This window comes from Motiliproteus coralliicola (assembly GCF_003345655.1).
Taxonomy (GTDB): domain Bacteria; phylum Pseudomonadota; class Gammaproteobacteria; order Pseudomonadales; family Balneatricaceae; genus Motiliproteus; species Motiliproteus coralliicola.
In genome coordinates this window covers 848,893-867,102 of the sequence record NZ_QQOH01000001.1, presented here as the reverse complement: position 1 = coordinate 867,102, position 18,210 = coordinate 848,893, and the positions used below count along the sequence as shown (strand labels likewise).

Sequence of the window (18,210 nt, the reverse complement as noted above, 5' to 3'; positions counted from 1 at the left end):
TATGGTCATCGGCGCTGAGCTTTTACCGTCGATGACCGCTAAACCTGACCGGGTCAGGTCAGCAATTTGATTTCGGCCAGATGGCAGCTTTCCGGGAAATAGAGTGCGGCACGAATCGGCCGCTTCTCCATGGCTCGGAAGCAGTTGGCGTAATTCTGCAGCTGTTGCCGATAACGCTCTGATTCTTGCTGGATAAACTGGCTAAAGTCGAGCTCTGCCGGGCACGCGGCGGTCTTGTAATCGATAATCCAGCGCTCGCCCTGTTCGCCGATAAAGGTCCGGTCCACGACAAACTGCTGGGTTTTGAAGCCGTTGTAGTGGCTCAGCGGCAGTTCGCTGGCACTATCGGGGTGGCGATGATCCAGCAGCCAGCGACCGGTAGGGTCTTCCAGGGCCTGGCCCAACAGGCGTTCCACTCGAACCAGTGCCTGCTCCAGTTCGTCGCTACCCAGCCCCAGTTGTTGTAGCTGGATCCGCCACTGCTGCCGTTGGGTCGACAGTGTTTCCAGGCTGGGAAGCGGGGCTTCGGCCAGTTGCTTGAAGACCTGGTGTACCAGGGTTCCCGCCAATCGAGGGGCTTGCAACCAATCCGCCTCCGGCAGGTTGTCTCCTTCATCGAGTTCGCGGCGTGAAGGTGCGGGTAGCAGGTTCTCGTCAGCCGGCAGTGGCACCTGCCAATCCAGGTTTAGACGTTTTAGCTGGTGCAGGCTGCGATCCGGGGCGTGGGTTTTCAAATTATCCGGCGCCGGATAGCACTCAAACAGGTCTTTGACCTGCGGCCAGATCCCGGCCAGCAGAGAGTTCTTGGCGGGGCTCTTGAGAGTGCCTTTGCTGTCGGTAGTGAAACAGCTGCTCAGATGCAGCCGCTTGATGGCTCGGGTTGCGCCGACGTAAAGCAGGCGTACCGATTCCATCCGGTCGCGGGCCGAGGCTTCGCTACTGAGGTAGCGGTAGATCGGGTCTTCATCGTCGCTGTCGGCCGCCAGCGGTGCCATCAACAGCTCCAGCTCACCGTTGGCGTTGAGCCGCTCGTGCCACTGCAGCAGGGCTTTATCATCGGCACGTGGGGTTCGATGCAATCCGGCTAGAATGACATGGTCAAATTCCAACCCCTTGGACTTGTGGATCGTCATGATCTGCAGTCGCGGATCGGCATCGCTGGCGGGTTGTGCGTATAGCTTGCCCAGATCCCGTTCCAGCTGGCTCCAATCCGCGATCCTGCCGGCCCGCTCATGCTGGCCTATCAGATCCAGCGCCCGATCGATGTCGCGGCGTTGGGCGCTGTCCAAGCCCGCAGCACCGCCCAGGCGCAGCCAGCACAGCTCTATACTGTCGCGCAGGCTGCGGCGTTGGCGCTGTTGCCAGCCGTTGCCAAATACCGCGTAGAAACGCTGCAGCCGCGACAGACCGTCGCTGGAGAGGCGGCGGCTCTCAACCTGGATCGTGTCCTGCTGACCCAGTAGTTGCTCAAGCCGGGTCAGGATGGGGGTGCGCCGATGTTCCAGCCCTGCCAAGGCCAGAAGGTCGGCATTGTCGAGGCCGCACCAGGGTGCCCGCAGTAATGCTAGCCAAGCGATTCGATCGGCAGGGCTGGATAGAGCGCGGGCCAGCGACAGCAGGTCCTGAACCCACATCCGAGTGGCCAACGGATCAAGGTCGGTGGCCAGCCAGTTGAAACCGGCTCGCTGCAGCGCCGGCAGAATGGCGCGCAGGTGGGAGCGGTTGCGCACCAGTACGGCGATGCTGTCTTGGGGGCTCTCAGCGCGGGTGTTGCGGATCAGATCGACGATCAGGTCGGCTTCGGCTGTGGCGGCACTGTCGTTGTTGGGATAATCCACCAGGCCGTGGAGTTTGACCGCCTCGCCATCCAGTGGCGGATTGAAGCTGTCGGAATCGGAATAACTGACCGCGCCGCGGCAGATGTCATCCTCGGCCGGGAAAGCGCCGCGAAAGACCTGGTTAACCCAGCCAACTAGCTGCTGTTGGGAGCGGAAGTTGACGCTCAAATCGGCGCTTTGCAGCGATACCGACCCTATCCCTTCGCGGCGGGCATTCAGGAACAGGCCGACATTGGCGTTGCGGAAGCCGTAACAGGACTGCATGCCGTCGCCGACGATAAACAGGGTGCGACCGTCGCCACTCTGCCAGCCGTGGGTCAGTTTCTGCAGCAGCGCGATCTGAGGTGCGGCAGTATCCTGAAACTCATCCACCAGGATGTGACTGAGTCGGTAATCCAGCAGCAGCATCAGGTCGGTGGGCTGGTGTTCATCGCCCAAGGCGGTCAGGGCGCCGCGGGTCAACTCGCTGTAGTCGACCTGATTCTGTTCGCTGAAACAGAGCCAGAGTTCGGCCACCAGGCGGGGTAATACCTGGGTCAGGGCATCGAGGATGTGCCACTGGGTATCGGCGTAGTTTGAGACCGGCAACAGCAGCAGCCGTTGCAGGCGCTCCAGCAGCCCGGGGAGTTCAGACAGCTGGCCGATCATCTCCATCAATGCCTGTTTGCGCGCTTTGGCAAGGGCTTTTTCATCCTTGGTCGAGCCCGCCGGGAAACCGTTTTTTACGGTCACCTGTTTGCGCCACTGGCCCTGAGCGGTCAGCAGCAGTTCGGTTAACGCCTGCCACTGGGGAAGGTCCTCGTTGGCGGTTCCCGGCAGTTCGGTGATCCCCTGGCAACAAGCCAGCGGCGAATCATCGGTCAGGTTGCCGGCAGCGTAATCCAGCAATCCGGCCAGGTCTGACTCAAACAGGGTCAGTTGCTGGCGTAATGCTTGTAGTTCGTCCTGACGAAGCTGGCCCAGGGCCGATTCGAGCAGTTGGCGGGCCTGGCGCAGCTGTTCGCCGCTACCGATCAGTGGCAGCCACTGCTCGCGCTTGCCAAGCATCGACACCAGTAACGGTTCGATCCGGTCGAGGTTGTTGTCCAGATGCAATAACAGTCGACCGAGAGGCTCGGCGACCGGGTCGTCTTCCTCAAGGTGCATCAGCAGCCTTTCGACGGCCTGCTGGTAGAGTGTTTGTGCATCGGGACAGATGTCCGGTTGCAGGCCGAAGCCGGCTTGTAGCGGCAGGCGGCGTGTCAAACCGGCGCACAGCGCGTCGATGGTCAATATCTGCAGCCGTGCCGGATTTTGCAGCAGATGCCACTGCTGCTGTTGATCGTTGGCCAGCGCAGCTCTGGCCAGCTCCCAGGTATGGCGTTCATGGGGTGCCTGGGGCGGCTCGGTCTGTTCCGCTTTGCGCAGGGATTTCAGAATCCGGTCGCGCATCTCCGCCGCCGCTTTACGGGTAAAGGTGATACAGAGGATCTCTTCGGGGCGTTGCACCCGTGCCAGTAACACCAGTACCCGCTGGGTCAGCAGCTCGGTTTTACCCGAGCCGGCCGGGGCGCGAACGCAGAATGACTGGCCGGGATCGAGGGCCCGCTGGCGATTGGCGCTATCGAGCGGCTGCTTCATGATGCGCACTCCTGTTGTGGTTTCAGCGTCGGCATCTGCGCGTTTGGTGCGGCTGAGGCCTGTTGTTCGGCTTGTTCGTAATAGCGGTTCAAGGGTTCGAGCTTCGAGTAGCGGTAGGCGTTGGAATCTAGCGGATCGACCTGCGCATTGCCGGCCAAAAAGTCACTGGCGAGCTGTTCCAGTGTGTTGCGCCACTGCTCGGTCAGTTGCTGCCAGTCGGCGGCCGGAGGGTTGCGAAGTTTCGCCAGGATTCCAATGCCTTCGGCCGGTGAATCCGTCTGCGCATCGTGCAGCCCCACGAAGCCGACCTTCTTGGGGTGGATCTGACCAAACGCCAGTGCCGAGACGGAATGGCGGGTGGCGTACTGGTAGAGCGGCAGCTGGGGCTGTCTCGGCCGGTCGTTGAACCAGTCGGTGACGCCCGGTCGCCCGGTCTTGTAATCGATCAGCAGCAGGCTGCCATCGGTCAGGCGGTCGATCCGGTCGATCCGAAGTTTGAGTCGCAGACCCCGAATTTCCGCCTGGAGCGGTTTCTCCAGCGCCTCGATGCTGAATGCCGGGCGCTCCAGCTCGGCTGACAACCAGCGTTTGATCAACCCCTCGAGTCGCAGCTGTTCCAGCCGCCAGTAGTGATCGCCCATCCAGCGGCGGGCCTGCAGTCGAGGCAGTCGAAGTGCCTGCTGGATGGCATCGTGCAACCAGGTCTCGAGCTGCTCGGGCGGACACTGCGCCAGGGCTTGCTGGTCTTTGAAGTGACGCCAGAGTTGCTCCATCACCTCGTGGACAATATTGCCTCGCTGGGCGGCGTTAAGGCCCAGTTGGGGTTGATCCAGTGGTTGAGCGCCCAGGCGGTGAATGGCGAAGGCGCTGAAGGGGCAGAGCGACTGGTTCGCCAGCAGGGCGCTGCCGCCGCCAAGACCTTCAGCTTCCTGGGTGTCTACCGCGGGGGCCCATTGGGTGTCGATCTGCTCTAGTCTCGCCGTTTGCTGCAGGCTGGCTAGATCGGCCAGTTGCTGCTGGGGTTCAAATGGGCGGCTTTGGCTGATCGGCAGTTGATCGATGCTGACTATTGGGTAGTCACGAATCAGGCCGCTGGGGCGTAGCAGTTGATCGCCCTCTTTTTCCGGATGGCTGAGGACAACCTGATTGGCACTATGGGCAAACAGTTGGGTCAGTTGGCGGCAAAACTCCAGCTCGCGCTCGGCGCTGGCATGGGGCATGCCCAGCGCCTGCTGATAGGCGCTGGGAAGTAGCGGGTTGGGGCTGGGGCTTTCCGGCCAGCGCTCATCGCTGAGGCCGCAGATCCAAAGGTGGGTAAAGCGAAGGCCGGCGGCTTCCAGCGGCCCGAGTACCTGAACTGCCGAATCGCCGACCTGTGGTTGGAAGCTCAGCTGTTGTGTCTCGCTGCGTAACAGCCTGAGTCCCTGTCGAAGCGACATCGGTTCGAGTAGTGGGTCAAAGCGACCGAATCCCGCCAGCAGCTCGTACCATTGGCTGATCTGCTGGTACTCGATACTGCTGGGACGACGCGAACCGGGCCAGCCGAGTTGGCGCAGCTGTTGGATCGTCCAGCGTCCCCAGTCGTTAAGGCTGCGATAGGGTTGGCGGGTGAGTCGGCCCAGCTGCTGCAATAATTTGGTCAGTTCGCTGGAGCCGCTATCGGAGCCCTCTGGCTCTGAGTCGGCTGCCTCGGCCTGTCGCTGCTCGACCAGACTGAGCTGTTGAAGCAGTGACGGCAGGCTGTATTGGGCATGGCCCAGGCGACGAAGTTGCAGTTCCAGCGCTACCCGCAGCTCGATCTCAGTATCGGTGCCGGGCATAAACGGGCTATAGAGCAGGGTGCAGATCTCATCGAGCTCTAGCGGTCGACTAATGAACTCTAATAACAGCAGTCCGTTATCGATAATGGCCGCATCGCTGAGCGGAGTGCCGATAGAGATGTTGAATAACGGTGCCTGTTGCTCCTCATTGCTGAACAATCGCACCGGCTCCAGCACGTGACGCAACTGGCGCTCGTACTGGTCGCGAAAGTTGGCTAGCTGCGGATCGACAATGCCGATCAGTGCGCCGGGCTGAGTTTGGAGTATTTGCCGGGTCCATTGTGCTGCCAGAGCGATCTCGGTCTGATGGTCGTCGCAGGCGATGCGTTGGCAGTGGGCTTCATCAACGGGTTGCTGATGGTGATGCTGTTGCTCGAAGGCTTGTTGCAGCAGTTGTTGGTGTAGCGGGGTCAGCTCTTGGAACTGGACCAGCCAGGTGGCAGGCTCGGCTCGCAGCTCGGCGCTTTGGTAGGCCTGGATCAAGCGCTCGACCGCATCGATAAAGGTGATGGCGCCGAGGTCGTCCAGACGTTGGCGAAATTGCTGATGCCAGCGCTGCAGTGGAAAATCGTCCGGGATCAACCCTTGTAATAGTTCGGAATCGAGGGTTTGACACCACAGCTGCAGGGTCTTGATCGCCTGCTGTGCCTGGCGGGCAGCGCCTGTGGGTTGTAGCCACTGCTGACCCTGGTCGTCCTGTTCCAGAACCTGTTGCCACAGGTGCAGCTCCTGGCGGGCGTCGAGTACCAATACTCGGGCAAGGGGGCTGCCCTGATCCTGAAGTTGCTGCCACTGTTGTTGAATCCACCCCTCCAACGAATGGATCCGTGGGCTATGCCAGCTGCGAAGCCCTTGCGATCGCTGATGCTCGGCGTAACTGTGATGCAGGTGGCGGCTCAGCCGGCGATTGGGTGTCAGGACGCATTGTTGGGCAGTCAGTGCCGGAACCAGATCTTGGATCGGGAACAGAGGGGTCATGGTCGATGTCTTCAGGTGGATCAAAGCGTCGATGATAACAGCAACGCCTGTGTTTGAGGGGGTGGGAGGTATGGAACTTGGTCTGCGTCCTTGGGTCACACAGGATCGACCGCTACAGGAGTTATCGATCGCGATGGTGCGTACGGATTGCGGTTTAACCGGTGTGTGGCTGGCTGCTATAATCGCCAGCTTTATCTTGTGAGCAGTATTTCTTTATTCAGGTTTGTTAGGGGGTTGTTATGCGCTTTGGGTTGCTGGTCTTGGTTTTGCTTTCATCGTTGGGTCTGTCTGCTCCCTCACTGGCCGCGGGTGCTCATATCAGCGATAAAGTGACGGTGTTTATGCACCGGGGGCCAAGTAATCAGTATCGAATCAAAGCCAACGTGCCCAGCGGCACCATGCTGGATGTGCTGGAGCAGAACAAGGCAACCGGCTACAGCCACGTCCGACTAGCGTCAGGCACCGAGGGCTGGGTGCAGAGCAAGTATATCGACAACGGTGACAGCATCACCGTGCGTCTGCCGGCACTGGAAAAGGCGCTGGCCCGTTCGAGTCAGATTATTGAAGAGCAGAAAGAGACGATCGCTGCGCTTGAGACGGATCTGAACAGCTCCAATGAAAAGCAGGCCCGATCTACTGCCGACACCGCCCAGTTGCAGAACGAAGTTGATCGTCTGCAACGTGAGCTCGAGGCGATGGATGAAACCAACTTGATGGGCTGGTTCCTCCGTGGTGGTGCGCTGGCGCTCGGCGGCATCCTGATCGGTTTGATTGTGCCTCACTTGCCCAAGCGCCGTCGCCGTAAGGACGACTGGTTCTAATTCTGTTCATAGTCGATCCGTTCGGGCGGGGAGATCCGTTCCTTGGCTCATTAGCGAGTTGGAAGCGGTTAAAAGTGCTGAACTTTTTGGTCCAAGGTTGGTCTTAGCAAGCTGACCTTACCATCGATGATTGCTGTAACTTTTCGGTGATGGCGCCGTCTTATCAGGCAGTTCCAAATCGAAATCTTACCGACTGGGAGCCGTGCTGTTGAATCCGGTTAGTTTTTTCCCCCACTGGCGCTTAGCGGCGCTTCCTACCCTTGCCGTGTTGCTGCTTGCTGTGTTGTCGAGCTTTATGCTTCCGGCAGCTGCTCAGGCATCGGTCTTCGATAAGTTAATAGGCAATAACGACGGCCCGTTGGATGTCGAAGAGGCCTACCGTTTCAGTAGCCAGCCCGATGCAAATGGCGTCCAGCGCCTGTTCTGGCAGATCGAAGATGACTACTACCTGTACCGCGACAAGATCCGGGTAAAGCCGGTTGAGGGCATTGAGGTCGTTGAGATCCAATATCCGGACTCAAAAACCAAGCAGGACCCACTGTTCGGTGAGGTTCAGGTTTACTATCAGGGTGCTGAAGTCAGCGTACAGCTCCGCTCGACTCTCAATGGGGAGTTCAGTGGCCCGGTCGAAATCGAGTACCAAGGCTGTTGGGAAGGGGGGATCTGCTATCCGCCGGTTACCAAAACCCTCAATTTGAGTGGCATTCCAACCAAGGTTACACCGCTGGCGGCAGGCCTGGTTGGTTCACCTGCGGCCGAGGCCGGACTGGCCGAGAAGGAAGCTGCTACCGCGACATCTGCGTTCGCGACAACCGACGAAGGGTTGTCACTTACCGATCCGCGTCAATATGTGGAGCGATTGGCCGGCGGTAATCTTTGGTTGACCCTGGCGTTGTTTTTCGGAGCCGGCTTGGCGTTGTCGCTGACTCCCTGTGTTTTTCCAATGATCCCGATTCTGGCCGGTATTATTGCCGGTCACGGAAATGCCATCACTTCCGGTAAGGCGCTGCGTCTATCGCTGGTTTATGTGCTGTCGATGAGTCTGACCTACACCCTGGTAGGTGTGTTGGCAGGGCTGTTCGGCGCCAATCTTCAAGCCAGCTTCCAAAATCCCTGGATTATTGGGCTGTTCAGCGGCCTGTTCGTGGTTTTATCACTGGCGATGTTCGGCTTCTATGAGCTTCAGTTGCCGCAATCGTTGCAGAGTCGGTTGGATAACATCAGTCGGAGCCAGCAGGGCGGGCAGATGGCCGGCGTTGCGGTGATGGGGTTGTTGTCGGCGCTGATCGTCGGCCCGTGCGTTGCGGCACCGTTGGCCGGTGCGCTGGTCTATATTGGCCAGACCGGTGATCCGGTACTGGGTGGCCTGGCTCTGTTTACGATGAGCATTGGTATGGGAACTCCGCTGATCTTGCTGGGTTGCTCGGCCGGTAAGCTAATGCCGAGAGCGGGCGGCTGGATGGAGTCCGTGAAGCGTTTCTTTGGCGTCGGGTTGCTGTTGATGGCGATCTGGATGCTGGATCGTATCGTGGCGCCTCAGGTGACCATGGGGCTGCTGGCGGTTGTGTTAATTGGCTCGGCCGTGTTTCTGCGCACGCTGGACCGCCTGGAGCAGAACGCCGGCGCGGTATTGCGGTTGGGTAAATCGCTGGGGGTGATCCTGCTGATCTACGGCGCCATGCTGATGGTGGCGATCGGTACCGGACAAGGGACGCTGTTGCGGCCGCTGCAGGGGATCGCCGGTGGCAGTGCGGCGGCAATTCCGGAGGTGCGCTTTACCGAGATCACAACCCGGCAGCAGTTGCAGCCGTTGCTGGCGGAGGCGCGTCGTCAACAGGTGCCGGTGATGCTGGATTTCTATGCCGACTGGTGCGTGTCCTGCAAGGAGCTTGAGGTTTACACCTTTGCTGACGCCGAGGTGGTCGATAAGCTTAATCGCTTTGTCACGATCAAAATTGATCTGACAGCTCATGATGATGCGGCTAAGGCATTGTACAAGGAGTATCAGATTGTCGGGCCGCCGGCGCTGGTTTTCTATACCAAGGCGGGGCAGCGATTGGATGAAGCGATGTTGGTGGGAGTGCCGGATCCGAAAGACTTCTTACATCACCTGCAGTTGGTGGCAGATTCTTGAGCAGCCGTTTCTAATAAAAAAGCCGGGCTAAGCCCGGCTTTGTTTTGTGGGGTATAGGGCTCAGCGTAAGTAGTTCTTGCTGATGGTGCGGAAGCTGTCGGTTCCCGACTTTTGCATCCACTCAAATGCCACCATCTCGCGGCTGACAACCTGGATGCCCAGCTGGCGCATTCTTTCCAGTGCCAGTTGGTGATCGGATGCGCTGCGTGAGGAGATCAGATCACCAATCACAAACACGTCGTAGCCGGCCTGATGCAGACCAACCGCCGATTGGAAAACGCAGACATGGGCTTCCATGCCGCAGATGACAATCTGCTTACGCTGTTCGGCGGCGATGCGATCCAGGCAGGCCGGTTCGGCGGCGCAGGAGAAGTGCAGTTTGTCGACAACGCGATCGGAGGGGATCAGCTCATTGAGCTCAGCCACCGTATGGCCCAATCCTTGAGGGTATTGCTCGGATGCCAGTACCGGAACCTCTAGGATCTGTGCGACCTCCAGAAGCCAACGGGTTTTTTCGATCAGTTGCTGGGGCTCGACGACCGCCGGTACCAGCTTGTCCTGGATGTCGATTACCAGCAGTAAGGATTGTTGCGGTGATATCAGCATAGTTTGCTCCCTAAACCCAAATTAGATGCTCAGCCTTTGGAGTCCACCATCAGTGTGGCCTGGCCTTCGGCCACAACCTTGTCAGCCACGCTGCAGACGGTTTTCAGGATCACGCGACGGCGACGAGCGTTAATTTCCAAGATCGTTGCGGTGGTGGTGACGGTATCGCCGATCATGACCGGTGCCTTGAATTTAAGCTGCTGGTCAACATAGATGGCGCCCGGTCCCGGCATTTTGGTGCCCAGTACTGCGGAGATATAACCCGCGCTGAGCATGCCGTGAGCGATGCGCTGCTTGAACATGGTCGTGGCGGCATACTCAGCGTTAACGTGGACCGGGTTGTCATCGCCAGTCACTTCGGCGAAAGTGTTAACGTCGGCTTCGGTAACCGTCCGTTCAATTGAGGCTGACATCCCTTCGCTAAGGTCTTCGATGTAGTAACCGTGTAGATCCGTCATGGCTTATTCCTGAATCGTTGTCAGTAAGAGGGTTAAAATTCTGTTACGCAAGGGTAGCCTAAGCGGTACCGATGTCCAAACGGTGCGGTATGTGATTTTTGTCAACTTTGGTCTTGGTTGTTCGGTAAGGCTTTTACCGTGCGTACCGGATCTACTTTAAGGATGTGGTTTTGAAACTGATCATCTTCGACTGGGACGGCACCTTGATCGATTCAGCCGACCGGATTATCAATTGCATGCAGCAGGCCTCAGCGGACTGTAATCTGCCGGTTCCCGGGCCGGAAGCGGTGCGAAATATTATCGGTCTGGGTTTGCCGGAGGTTTTTGAGCTGTTGTTCGGTGGTCTCGATAGTGAGCAGGAGCAGCAGATGCGCGAGCGCTACAAGCATTATTACCTCGATCAGGACGACACCCCGACCGAGCTGTTCCCGGGGGTGGTGGACGGGTTGCAGCGGTTGCGTGAACAGCAATACTGCCTGGCGGTCGCCACGGGTAAGAGTCGGATGGGGCTGGATCGTGTGTTTGAGGAGACGGGTCTGGGCAGCCTGTTTGATCACAGCCGTTGCGCCGATGAAACCCGTTCAAAACCCCATCCGCTGATGCTTGAAGAGTTGTTGCAGGAGAGTGGGGTGGATCGACACCGCGCATTGATGGTCGGAGACACCGAGTACGATCTGGAGATGGCCGCCAATGCTGGTGTGGCTTCGGTGGGGGTTTCCTACGGTGCCCACCACCCCGAACGGCTGCAGGCATTCCGGCCAAAGCTGGTGATTGATCATTTCAGCGAACTAGAAAGCTGGCTTGAGGGTCTATCAGGATAACGGCTTGATTAACGTCCTGCGTTAGCCAGTCAAGTGATTAGGTAATTGTTGTAAGGAAAAAACAGTGAGTGACAATCTTTGGGGCAGTGGCCCGGAAACCTCAGAACAACGGCAGGGAAAGCCATCGGTCGATCCGCAGGCTCAACGACAACCCGTAGTGTCCGCCGACAGTAAAGAGTGGCGTCTAATTGAAAAAATGGTCAGCAGCCTGTCGGTCGAGCAGCGGCGCTCAAGGCGCTGGGGAATCTTTTTCAAACTACTGACCTTCGGATACCTGTTTGTCGCGATGTACCTCGTCGTTGGCGACAACTTCAGCGACAAGGCGATCAGTAGTGAGCCCCATACGGCGCTTGTCGATATCCAGGGGGCTATTTCCGCAGACTCGGAAGCCAGTGCCGACACGATCGTTCATGGCTTACGGGCTGCTTTCAAGGATGAGAACACCGAGGCGGTGATCCTGCGAATCAACAGTCCTGGTGGTAGTCCGGTGCAGTCCGGGTATGTTTACGATGAGATCAAGCGCTTGCGGCAGCTTTATCCAACTACCAAGGTTTATGCTGTGATCAGCGATATCGGTGCGTCCGGTGCTTACTATATTGCCGCTGCGGCTGATGAGATCTACGCCGATAAGGCCAGTCTGGTCGGCTCGATCGGGGTGATCTCGTCGAGCTTCGGCTTTGTCGAGGTGTTGGAGAAGCTGGGGGTTGAGCGTCGAGTGATGACCGCCGGTGAGCACAAGGCATTCCTGGATCCATTTGCGCCGCTGAAGGCCACCGAGAGGCAGTTCTGGGAAGGGGTGTTGGACACCACTCATCAGCAGTTTATCGATCAGGTGAAAAAAGGGCGGGGGGATCGTCTCAAGGATGACGCCAAGCTCTTTAGTGGTCTGATCTGGACCGGTGAACAATCGTTGGAGCTTGGCTTGATCGATGGGTTGGGTTCAACCGGTTATGTCGCCCGAGAGGTGGTGGGCGTTGATAATATCGTTGATTTTACACCGTCCATGACGCCCTGGGAGAAGCTGGCCGACCGTTTTGGTGTCAGTGTCGCCCGGACTCTGTCGACCGAGCTTGGTCTGAAAACCCCGCCGCTGCAGTAGTCGGTGGTTATGCGCAGCGTCAGGGGACGTCAACACCCTGGCGTTGCAGCAGCTTGATCAGTCGGATTAACGGCAGTCCGATCAGGCTGTTTGGATCATCCCCCTCCAGTTTTTCGAACAGGCTTATACCCAGCCCCTCTGACTTGAAGCTGCCTGCGCATTGGTAAGGCTGCTCGGCTTGCAGGTAGCGTTCGATCTGGGCATCGTCGAGTGTCCGGAAATGGACTCGGAACGGTTCGCAAACGGTCTGTTGCTCGCCGGTGGCGCTATTGTGCAGGCAGAGTCCGGTCAGGAAGGTGATGCTTCGACCGCTGCTGTTTTTGAGCTGTTGGATGGCGTTCTGGTGATTCAGGGGTTTGCCGATGATTTGTCCATCAAGTACCGCGACTTGGTCCGAGCCGATAACCAGCGCTTGTTGATGGTGGCGGGCGACGGCGGCGGCTTTAGCTTGAGCCAGGCGGCAAACCAAGGCTTCGGCCGACTCGTTTTCTAGCGGTGTTTCGTCCACGTCTGGGGCTTCACAGACAAAAGGAAGCTGTAGTTTTTCCAATAGCTGTTGGCGAAAGATAGAGGTGGAGGCGAGTACCAGCTGGGTCATTTATACTGTTCCTGCGAAGAGGGTGGTTTGAGGGGCGCCAATAATACCCTTTTTTAGTCCATCTCTCTTTACACCGCGTCCCCGTATCCCTATTATGGCGCGCTTATGTCGAAGGCCCCATTACCGACCTCAATCGATACACGCCGAGCAGCCGAGCAGGGCCGCCTTATTGAAGGCACCGTGAAGCTGGAAAAACTGTCTCGTTTGGGGAGCTATCTGGTCGATAGCGAAGGCGAAGTTACCGTTGATCTGACCTTCGGAATGGATGAAGAACGCATCCGTTTCGTGAAGGGCACCGCGGTAGCAAGCGTCAAGATGACTTGCCAACGTTGTTTGGAGCCGGTGACGCTAGAGCTTGAAGCCGAGATGAACATGGGCATCGTCGCCGATGATGAAGCCGCCAAGCAGCTTCCTCGTTACTACGATCCCTATGTCGTCGACGGGCCCAAGCAGGATCTGCATCAGCTGATTGAAGAAGAGCTGATTCTGACCCTGCCACTGATCCCTCAGCATCAGGACTGCGTCGTCAAGACGGAGTACGGCCAAGCGCCGGAACCGTCTGAAGGCAACGACGAGGCGAACCCGTTTAACGTACTGGCCCAATTAAAGGCCAAAAAACACTAGTAGGAGCTGCTCAGCATGGCTGTTCAAAAGAGTAAAGTTACCCGTTCACGTCGTGGTCAGCGTCGTTCACATGATGCCCTGACTTCTGCGACCCTGTCTCAAGACAGCACCACCGGTGAAGTTCATCGTCGTCACCACGTAACCGACGATGGTTTCTACCGTGGTCGTCAGGTTGTTGCTAAAGACGCCGAATAAGCATTGGTCACTCGCTGCACCCTTGCAGTCGATGTGATGAGCGGGGACCTGGGTCCCCGCGTTGCTGTTCCTGCTGTTTCCAGCTTTGCTGAACAGAACCCCGATACCGAACTGCTATTGATCGGTGATCCGTCCCGGATCGAACCTCTTCTACCTGCACCCAAGCCAGCCCGCATTCGCGTTGTCGCGACCGATAGTGTCGTCGAGATGACCGATAAACCCTCATTTGCCCTGCGTAAACGCAAAGATTCGTCGATGTACCGTGCCGTCCAGTTGGTGGCTGAAGGCCAGGCTGATGCCTGTATCAGTGCCGGCAATACCGGCGCGCTGATGGCGATGGGGCACTATCTGCTGCATATGCATCCAGGCATTGATCGTCCGGCGATCGCTACCGCGATACCGACTCAAACCGGCCACTGCTATATGTTGGACTTAGGTGCCAATGTGGACTGCAGCGCGGAGCATCTATTTCAGTTCGCGCTGATGGGGTCGGCGTTGTCCGAAGCGGTGGATCAGCACGGGCAACCTAGGGTCGCGTTACTTAATGTGGGTGAGGAGGAGATCAAGGGTAGTGAACAGGTCAAGCTGGCGTCCCGGCTGATCCGCGAGCACTCATCGTTGAACTATATCGGCTATATCGAAGGTAATGATATCTACAGCGGTAAAGCCGATGTGGTGGTCTGCGATGGCTTTGTCGGCAATGTGGCGTTAAAAAGCAGCGAGGGGTTGGCTCGGTTTATTACCCGTGAGTTGTTGCAGTCATTCAATACCGGCTGGTATCAGCGCTTGGTCGGATTGTTGGCGCGTCCTTTGCTGGAGCGGCTCAAGCGGCAGCTGGACCCCTCCCGTCGCAACGGTGCATCGTTGCTGGGGCTTCAGGGGATCGTGGTGAAAAGTCATGGCTCGGCCAATCAGGAGTGCTTTGGTCATGCGATTGCTCAGGCTCGCGCAGAAGTGATTCGCGATGTGCCCGGGCTGATTAACGAAAAGCTCAGTCGAATGCTCTGATTTTCGTTCAATTGTATCGATTTACCCTGCGTTCAGACGTTTTTTCATGGCTCGATTCGGGTACTATGGGCGCTTGATTAAACGGCGAGACAGCCGTCAGTTCTAAGACACACAGAGGACAACATGAATCAAACCTTAGCTTTTGTCTTTCCAGGGCAGGGCTCACAGCATCTGGGCATGCTGGCCGAGCTGGCCGCTCAGAATCCGGTAGTGGAGCAGACCTTCGCTGAAGCTTCCGAAGCTCTCGGCTACGATCTGTGGCAGCTGACTCAGGATGGGCCGGAGGCCGATCTGAACAGTACCGATAAAACTCAGCCGGCTCTGCTGACTGCCGGTGTGGCGCTTTGGCGCGTTTGGCAGCAAAGTGGCGGCGAGCAGCCGGCTCAGTTGGCTGGCCACAGCCTGGGCGAATACACCGCACTGGTATGCGCTGGTGTAATGACTCTGGCCCAGGGCGTCAAGTTGGTCGAAAAGCGTGGTCAGCTGATGCAGGCTGCGGTTCCGGCCGGTGAAGGCGCCATGGCAGCTGTGCTGGGTCTTGAGAATGCGGCAATCGAACAGGCCTGTCAGGATGCTGCGCAAGGCGAAGTGGTTTCTGCGGTTAACTACAACTCGCCGGGGCAGGTGGTCATTGCGGGTCAAGCAAGCGCAGTCGCTCGTGCTGTCGAAGCCTGCAAGGCTGCGGGTGCCAAGCGCGCGGTAGAACTACCGGTTAGCGTGCCTTCCCACTGTGCGCTGATGAAGCCGGCTGCAGAACAGCTGGCGGTTGAGCTGGACAATATCGAACTCCAGAGCCCACAGATTCCGGTGGTGCAGAACGTCGATGCTAGGGTGGCGGGCAGTGTTGAGCAGATTAAACAGAATCTGGTGGCTCAGCTCCACAGCCCGGTACTTTGGACCGATAGTGTTCAGGCGATGGCCGCAGAAGGCGCCGAGACTCTGCTCGAGTGTGGCCCCGGCAAGGTTCTGTCCGGTCTGAACAAGCGAATTCAGCGCAGCCTCAGTGTTGCTGCCATCAATGATCCTGCAGGTTTGGAAAAGGCGCTGGGCGCCTAATCCGAGCAGCGAGTCCGAAAAGCGGAGTTAGAAATGAGTATTGAAGCAAAGGTTGCCCTGGTTACTGGTGCAACCCGTGGCATCGGTAAAGCGATTGCTACCGAACTGGGACGCCAAGGTGCGATTGTTGTGGGTACCGCCACTAGCGAGAAGGGGGCTGAGTCGATCAGTGCTTATCTGGCTGAGCAGGGCGTCAAAGGCACCGGCCTGGTGCTGGATGTCGCTTCTCAAGAGTCTGTCGACCAGGTGTTGGCTGCAGTTCAGGAGCAGTTCGGCGCGGTTACTATTTTGGTCAACAATGCCGGTATCACCCGTGACAACATCCTGATGCGGATGAAGGCTGACGAGTGGGACAGTGTGCTGAACACCAACCTGACCTCGATCTACCGGGTTGCCAAGGGTTGTCTGCGTGGGATGTCCAAGGCCCGTTGGGGCCGGATCATCAACGTCAGCTCGGTGGTTGCCTCGATGGGTAACGCAGGGCAGAGCAACTACGCCGCTGCCAAGGCGGGTATCGAGGGCTTCAGTCGGGCGCTGGCGCGTGAAGTGGCTTCCCGTAATATCACTGTCAACTCGGTTGCGCCGGGCTTTATCGCCACCGATATGACCGATGCGCTGGCTGACGAGCACAAAGAGATGCTGAAGAGCCAAATTCCGCTGAATCGACTGGGTAATCCGGAAGATGTAGCGGCGGTTGTCGGCTTCCTGGCTAGCGAAGCAGGCGGCTATGTGACCGGTGATACCATCCATGTAAATGGCGGCATGTATATGAGCTGATCCGGAGTAAGGTATTTATCCGGGTTGGGAATTGTTTTTTTGCCGAATTTGTTGATAATGTCACCCTTCATCCAGCCACAAGGCGGAAGGTGACCTATTTCGCCGGCAGTGTTGAAATATCAGAATTTTTTTATAACATTGCCGGATAAATTGTTCATAACAAGTAGGAAACATTATGAGTACTATTGAAGAGCGCGTAAAAAAGATTGTTGCTGAGCAACTGGGCGTAAAGGAAGAAGAAGTAACTAGCGAAGCCTCTTTTGTTGAAGATCTGGGCGCTGACTCTCTCGACACCGTTGAGCTTGTTATGGCTCTGGAAGAGGAATTCGAAACCGAAATTCCTGACGAAGAAGCCGAAAAGATCACGACTGTTAAGCTGGCTATCGAGTACGTCGAAGCTAACCAGTAATAGCTTAACAAGCGTTCCCTGAAGCCGCTGCTATGGTTCGCATAGAGCGGCTTTTTATTTGCTACAAAGAAAAATAATAGTGGAGATGGAGATGTCTCGGAGAAGAGTTGTCGTCACCGGCCTGGGGATGCTGACCCCGGTAGGCAACAGCGTCAAAGAGACCTGGGATAATATCGTCAATGGCAAAAGCGGCATCGGTCCGATTGAGCACTTTGATGTTTCCAGTTACAACACCCGTTTTGGTGGTTCCGTTAAAGACTTTGATGCGTCTGCGTACATGAACCCGAAAGATGCCCGTAAGATGGATCTGTTCATCCAATACGGCATGGCTGCTGGGATCCAGGCGATCGAAGATTCAGGTCTTGAAGTCAACGAAGCAAACGCAGGCCGTATCGGTCTAGCGATCGGTTCCGGCATCGGCGGCTTGCCGATGATCGAAAAGAACCACACCTTGTTGGAGAAAAGCGGACCACGCAAGATTTCGCCTTTCTTTGTTCCGGGCAGCATCATCAATATGATCGCCGGGAATCTATCGATTAAATACGGTTTCAAAGGCCCCAATATCGCCATTGTTACCGCCTGTACCACAGGGACCCATAACATCGGTTCTGCCGCGCGAATGATTGCGTATGGCGATGCCGATGTAATGTTGGCCGGTGGTGCGGAAATGGCCACCACGCCGCTGGGATTGGGTGGCTTCTCAGCCGCACGGGCGCTGTCGACCCGCAACGACGAGCCGCAGGCGGCCAGTCGTCCATGGGACCAGGATCGTGATGGCTTTGTGCTCAGTGACGGTGCCGGCATCCTAGTGCTTGAAGAGTACGAGCACGCCAAGGCCCGAGGTGCTGAAATTTACGCCGAACTGGCCGGTTTTGGCATGAGTGGCGATGCCTATCATATGACCGCTCCGCCGGAAGACGGCAGTGGCGCAGCGGCGTCGATGCGCAATGCGATCAATGACAGTGGTCTGAACCCGGATCAGGTCGACTATATCAATGCCCACGGTACCTCGACGCCGGCAGGGGATATCGCTGAATCCAATGCCGCCAAGCAGGTATTGGGAGCGGCGGCAGACAAGGTTCGCATGAGCTCGACCAAGTCGATGATCGGCCACCTGTTAGGTGCGGCCGGCTCCGTGGAAGCGATCTTCAGTGTGCTGGCCATTCGTGATCAGGTTGCGCCGCCGACCATCAATCTCGACAACCCCTCTGAAGGTTGCGATCTCAACTATGTGGCGCACACCGCCCAGCAAACTGAGATCGATGTGGCGATGTCCAACTCCTTCGGCTTTGGTGGCACCAACGGCACCTTGGTCTTCAAACGGTTGTCGTGATTGCGTACATAGGCC

The 18,210-nt window shown here is 57.5% G+C and carries 16 protein-coding genes; 11 read left to right on the top strand and 5 right to left on the bottom strand.

The window, feature by feature from the left end; all coding sequences use genetic code 11:
- Positions 1–53 precede the first annotated feature (53 nt).
- Positions 54–3,458, bottom strand: a complete 3,405-nt coding sequence (locus tag DV711_RS03875) for a UvrD-helicase domain-containing protein (RefSeq protein WP_114694321.1) — start codon at positions 3,456–3,458, stop codon at positions 54–56.
- Complete coding sequence (locus DV711_RS03870) at positions 3,455–6,256, bottom strand: PD-(D/E)XK nuclease family protein (RefSeq protein ID WP_114694320.1); 2,802 nt, start codon at positions 6,254–6,256, stop codon at positions 3,455–3,457. Before DV711_RS03870 ends, DV711_RS03875 begins: the two co-directional genes overlap by 4 nt.
- A 239-nt stretch (positions 6,257–6,495) precedes the next feature.
- Between DV711_RS03870 and DV711_RS03860 the strand changes: the two genes are divergently transcribed.
- Entirely contained in the window at positions 6,496–7,077 is a 582-nt protein-coding gene (locus DV711_RS03860) for a TIGR04211 family SH3 domain-containing protein (RefSeq protein ID WP_114694318.1), read from the top strand.
- Between the two features lie 202 nt (positions 7,078–7,279).
- The gene (gene dsbD, locus DV711_RS03855; RefSeq protein WP_424398982.1) at positions 7,280–9,211 is read left to right on the top strand and encodes a protein-disulfide reductase DsbD; all 1,932 of its coding nucleotides are present in this window, start codon (positions 7,280–7,282) and stop codon (positions 9,209–9,211) included.
- A 60-nt stretch (positions 9,212–9,271) separates the two neighbouring features.
- Here the strand turns inward: dsbD and DV711_RS03850 are convergent, their stop codons facing one another.
- Positions 9,272–9,817 carry a hydrolase gene (locus DV711_RS03850; RefSeq protein ID WP_114694316.1) on the bottom strand — a complete coding sequence of 182 codons (546 nt, stop codon included), beginning with the start codon at positions 9,815–9,817 and terminating at the stop codon, positions 9,272–9,274.
- A gap of 29 nt (positions 9,818–9,846) precedes the next feature.
- Complete coding sequence (locus tag DV711_RS03845; protein WP_114694315.1) at positions 9,847–10,275, bottom strand: MaoC family dehydratase; 429 nt, start codon at positions 10,273–10,275, stop codon at positions 9,847–9,849.
- Positions 10,276–10,439: 164 nt separating this feature from the next.
- Between DV711_RS03845 and DV711_RS03840 the strand changes: the two genes are divergently transcribed.
- Both DV711_RS03840 and sppA read left to right on the top strand, forming a co-directional pair.
- Positions 10,440–11,096 (top strand): HAD-IA family hydrolase, encoded by a 657-nt coding sequence (locus DV711_RS03840; RefSeq protein ID WP_114694314.1) that lies wholly within the window; start codon positions 10,440–10,442, stop codon positions 11,094–11,096.
- 64 nt (positions 11,097–11,160) lie between these two features.
- A complete protein-coding gene (gene sppA / locus DV711_RS03835) occupies positions 11,161–12,195 on the top strand; it encodes a signal peptide peptidase SppA (RefSeq protein WP_424398981.1) in 1,035 nt (344 codons plus the stop codon).
- Positions 12,196–12,214: 19 nt separating this feature from the next.
- On the opposite strand, the gene DV711_RS03830 is transcribed toward sppA, so the two are convergent.
- A complete protein-coding gene (locus DV711_RS03830; protein ID WP_114694312.1) occupies positions 12,215–12,793 on the bottom strand; it encodes a Maf family protein in 579 nt (192 codons plus the stop codon).
- Between the two features lie 105 nt (positions 12,794–12,898).
- Between DV711_RS03830 and DV711_RS03825 the strand changes: the two genes are divergently transcribed.
- The 7 genes from DV711_RS03825 to fabF all read left to right on the top strand — a co-directional run bounded on the left by DV711_RS03825 (position 12,899) and on the right by fabF (position 18,195).
- Positions 12,899–13,417, top strand: coding sequence for a YceD family protein (locus DV711_RS03825; RefSeq protein ID WP_114694311.1), 519 nt, complete (start codon positions 12,899–12,901; stop codon positions 13,415–13,417).
- A gap of 15 nt (positions 13,418–13,432) precedes the next feature.
- The gene (rpmF, locus tag DV711_RS03820) at positions 13,433–13,612 is read left to right on the top strand and encodes a 50S ribosomal protein L32 (RefSeq protein WP_114694310.1); all 180 of its coding nucleotides are present in this window, start codon (positions 13,433–13,435) and stop codon (positions 13,610–13,612) included.
- A 3-nt stretch (positions 13,613–13,615) separates the two neighbouring features.
- Positions 13,616–14,620 carry a phosphate acyltransferase PlsX gene (gene plsX / locus DV711_RS03815; protein ID WP_279386506.1) on the top strand — a complete coding sequence of 335 codons (1,005 nt, stop codon included), beginning with the start codon at positions 13,616–13,618 and terminating at the stop codon, positions 14,618–14,620.
- A gap of 123 nt (positions 14,621–14,743) precedes the next feature.
- On the top strand, positions 14,744–15,676 hold the full coding sequence (fabD, locus tag DV711_RS03810) for an ACP S-malonyltransferase (RefSeq protein WP_114694308.1): 933 nt from the start codon (positions 14,744–14,746) through the stop codon (positions 15,674–15,676).
- A 33-nt stretch (positions 15,677–15,709) separates the two neighbouring features.
- Positions 15,710–16,453, top strand: coding sequence for a 3-oxoacyl-ACP reductase FabG (gene fabG / locus DV711_RS03805; protein ID WP_114694307.1), 744 nt, complete (start codon positions 15,710–15,712; stop codon positions 16,451–16,453).
- A gap of 175 nt (positions 16,454–16,628) precedes the next feature.
- A complete protein-coding gene (acpP, locus tag DV711_RS03800; protein ID WP_114694306.1) occupies positions 16,629–16,862 on the top strand; it encodes an acyl carrier protein in 234 nt (77 codons plus the stop codon).
- Positions 16,863–16,953: 91 nt separating this feature from the next.
- Positions 16,954–18,195, top strand: coding sequence for a beta-ketoacyl-ACP synthase II (fabF, locus tag DV711_RS03795; protein WP_114694305.1), 1,242 nt, complete (start codon positions 16,954–16,956; stop codon positions 18,193–18,195).
- Positions 18,196–18,210: the final 15 nt, after the last annotated feature.

Excerpts from the sequence above, each read along its gene's own strand:
- DV711_RS03875 (WP_114694321.1), bottom strand. The coding sequence starts at position 3,458 with ATGAAGCAGCCGCTCGATAGCGCCAATCGCCAGCGGGCCCTCGATCCC.
- DV711_RS03870 (WP_114694320.1), bottom strand. The coding sequence starts at position 6,256 with ATGACCCCTCTGTTCCCGATCCAAGATCTGGTTCCGGCACTGACTGCC.
- DV711_RS03860 (WP_114694318.1), top strand. The coding sequence starts at position 6,496 with ATGCGCTTTGGGTTGCTGGTCTTGGTTTTGCTTTCATCGTTGGGTCTG.
- DV711_RS03850 (WP_114694316.1), bottom strand. The coding sequence starts at position 9,817 with ATGCTGATATCACCGCAACAATCCTTACTGCTGGTAATCGACATCCAG.
- DV711_RS03845 (WP_114694315.1), bottom strand. The coding sequence starts at position 10,275 with ATGACGGATCTACACGGTTACTACATCGAAGACCTTAGCGAAGGGATG.
- DV711_RS03830 (WP_114694312.1), bottom strand. The coding sequence starts at position 12,793 with ATGACCCAGCTGGTACTCGCCTCCACCTCTATCTTTCGCCAACAGCTA.
- DV711_RS03825 (WP_114694311.1), top strand. The coding sequence starts at position 12,899 with ATGTCGAAGGCCCCATTACCGACCTCAATCGATACACGCCGAGCAGCC.
- rpmF (WP_114694310.1), top strand. The coding sequence starts at position 13,433 with ATGGCTGTTCAAAAGAGTAAAGTTACCCGTTCACGTCGTGGTCAGCGT.
- fabD (WP_114694308.1), top strand. The coding sequence starts at position 14,744 with ATGAATCAAACCTTAGCTTTTGTCTTTCCAGGGCAGGGCTCACAGCAT.
- fabG (WP_114694307.1), top strand. The coding sequence starts at position 15,710 with ATGAGTATTGAAGCAAAGGTTGCCCTGGTTACTGGTGCAACCCGTGGC.
- acpP (WP_114694306.1), top strand. The coding sequence starts at position 16,629 with ATGAGTACTATTGAAGAGCGCGTAAAAAAGATTGTTGCTGAGCAACTG.
- fabF (WP_114694305.1), top strand. The coding sequence starts at position 16,954 with ATGTCTCGGAGAAGAGTTGTCGTCACCGGCCTGGGGATGCTGACCCCG.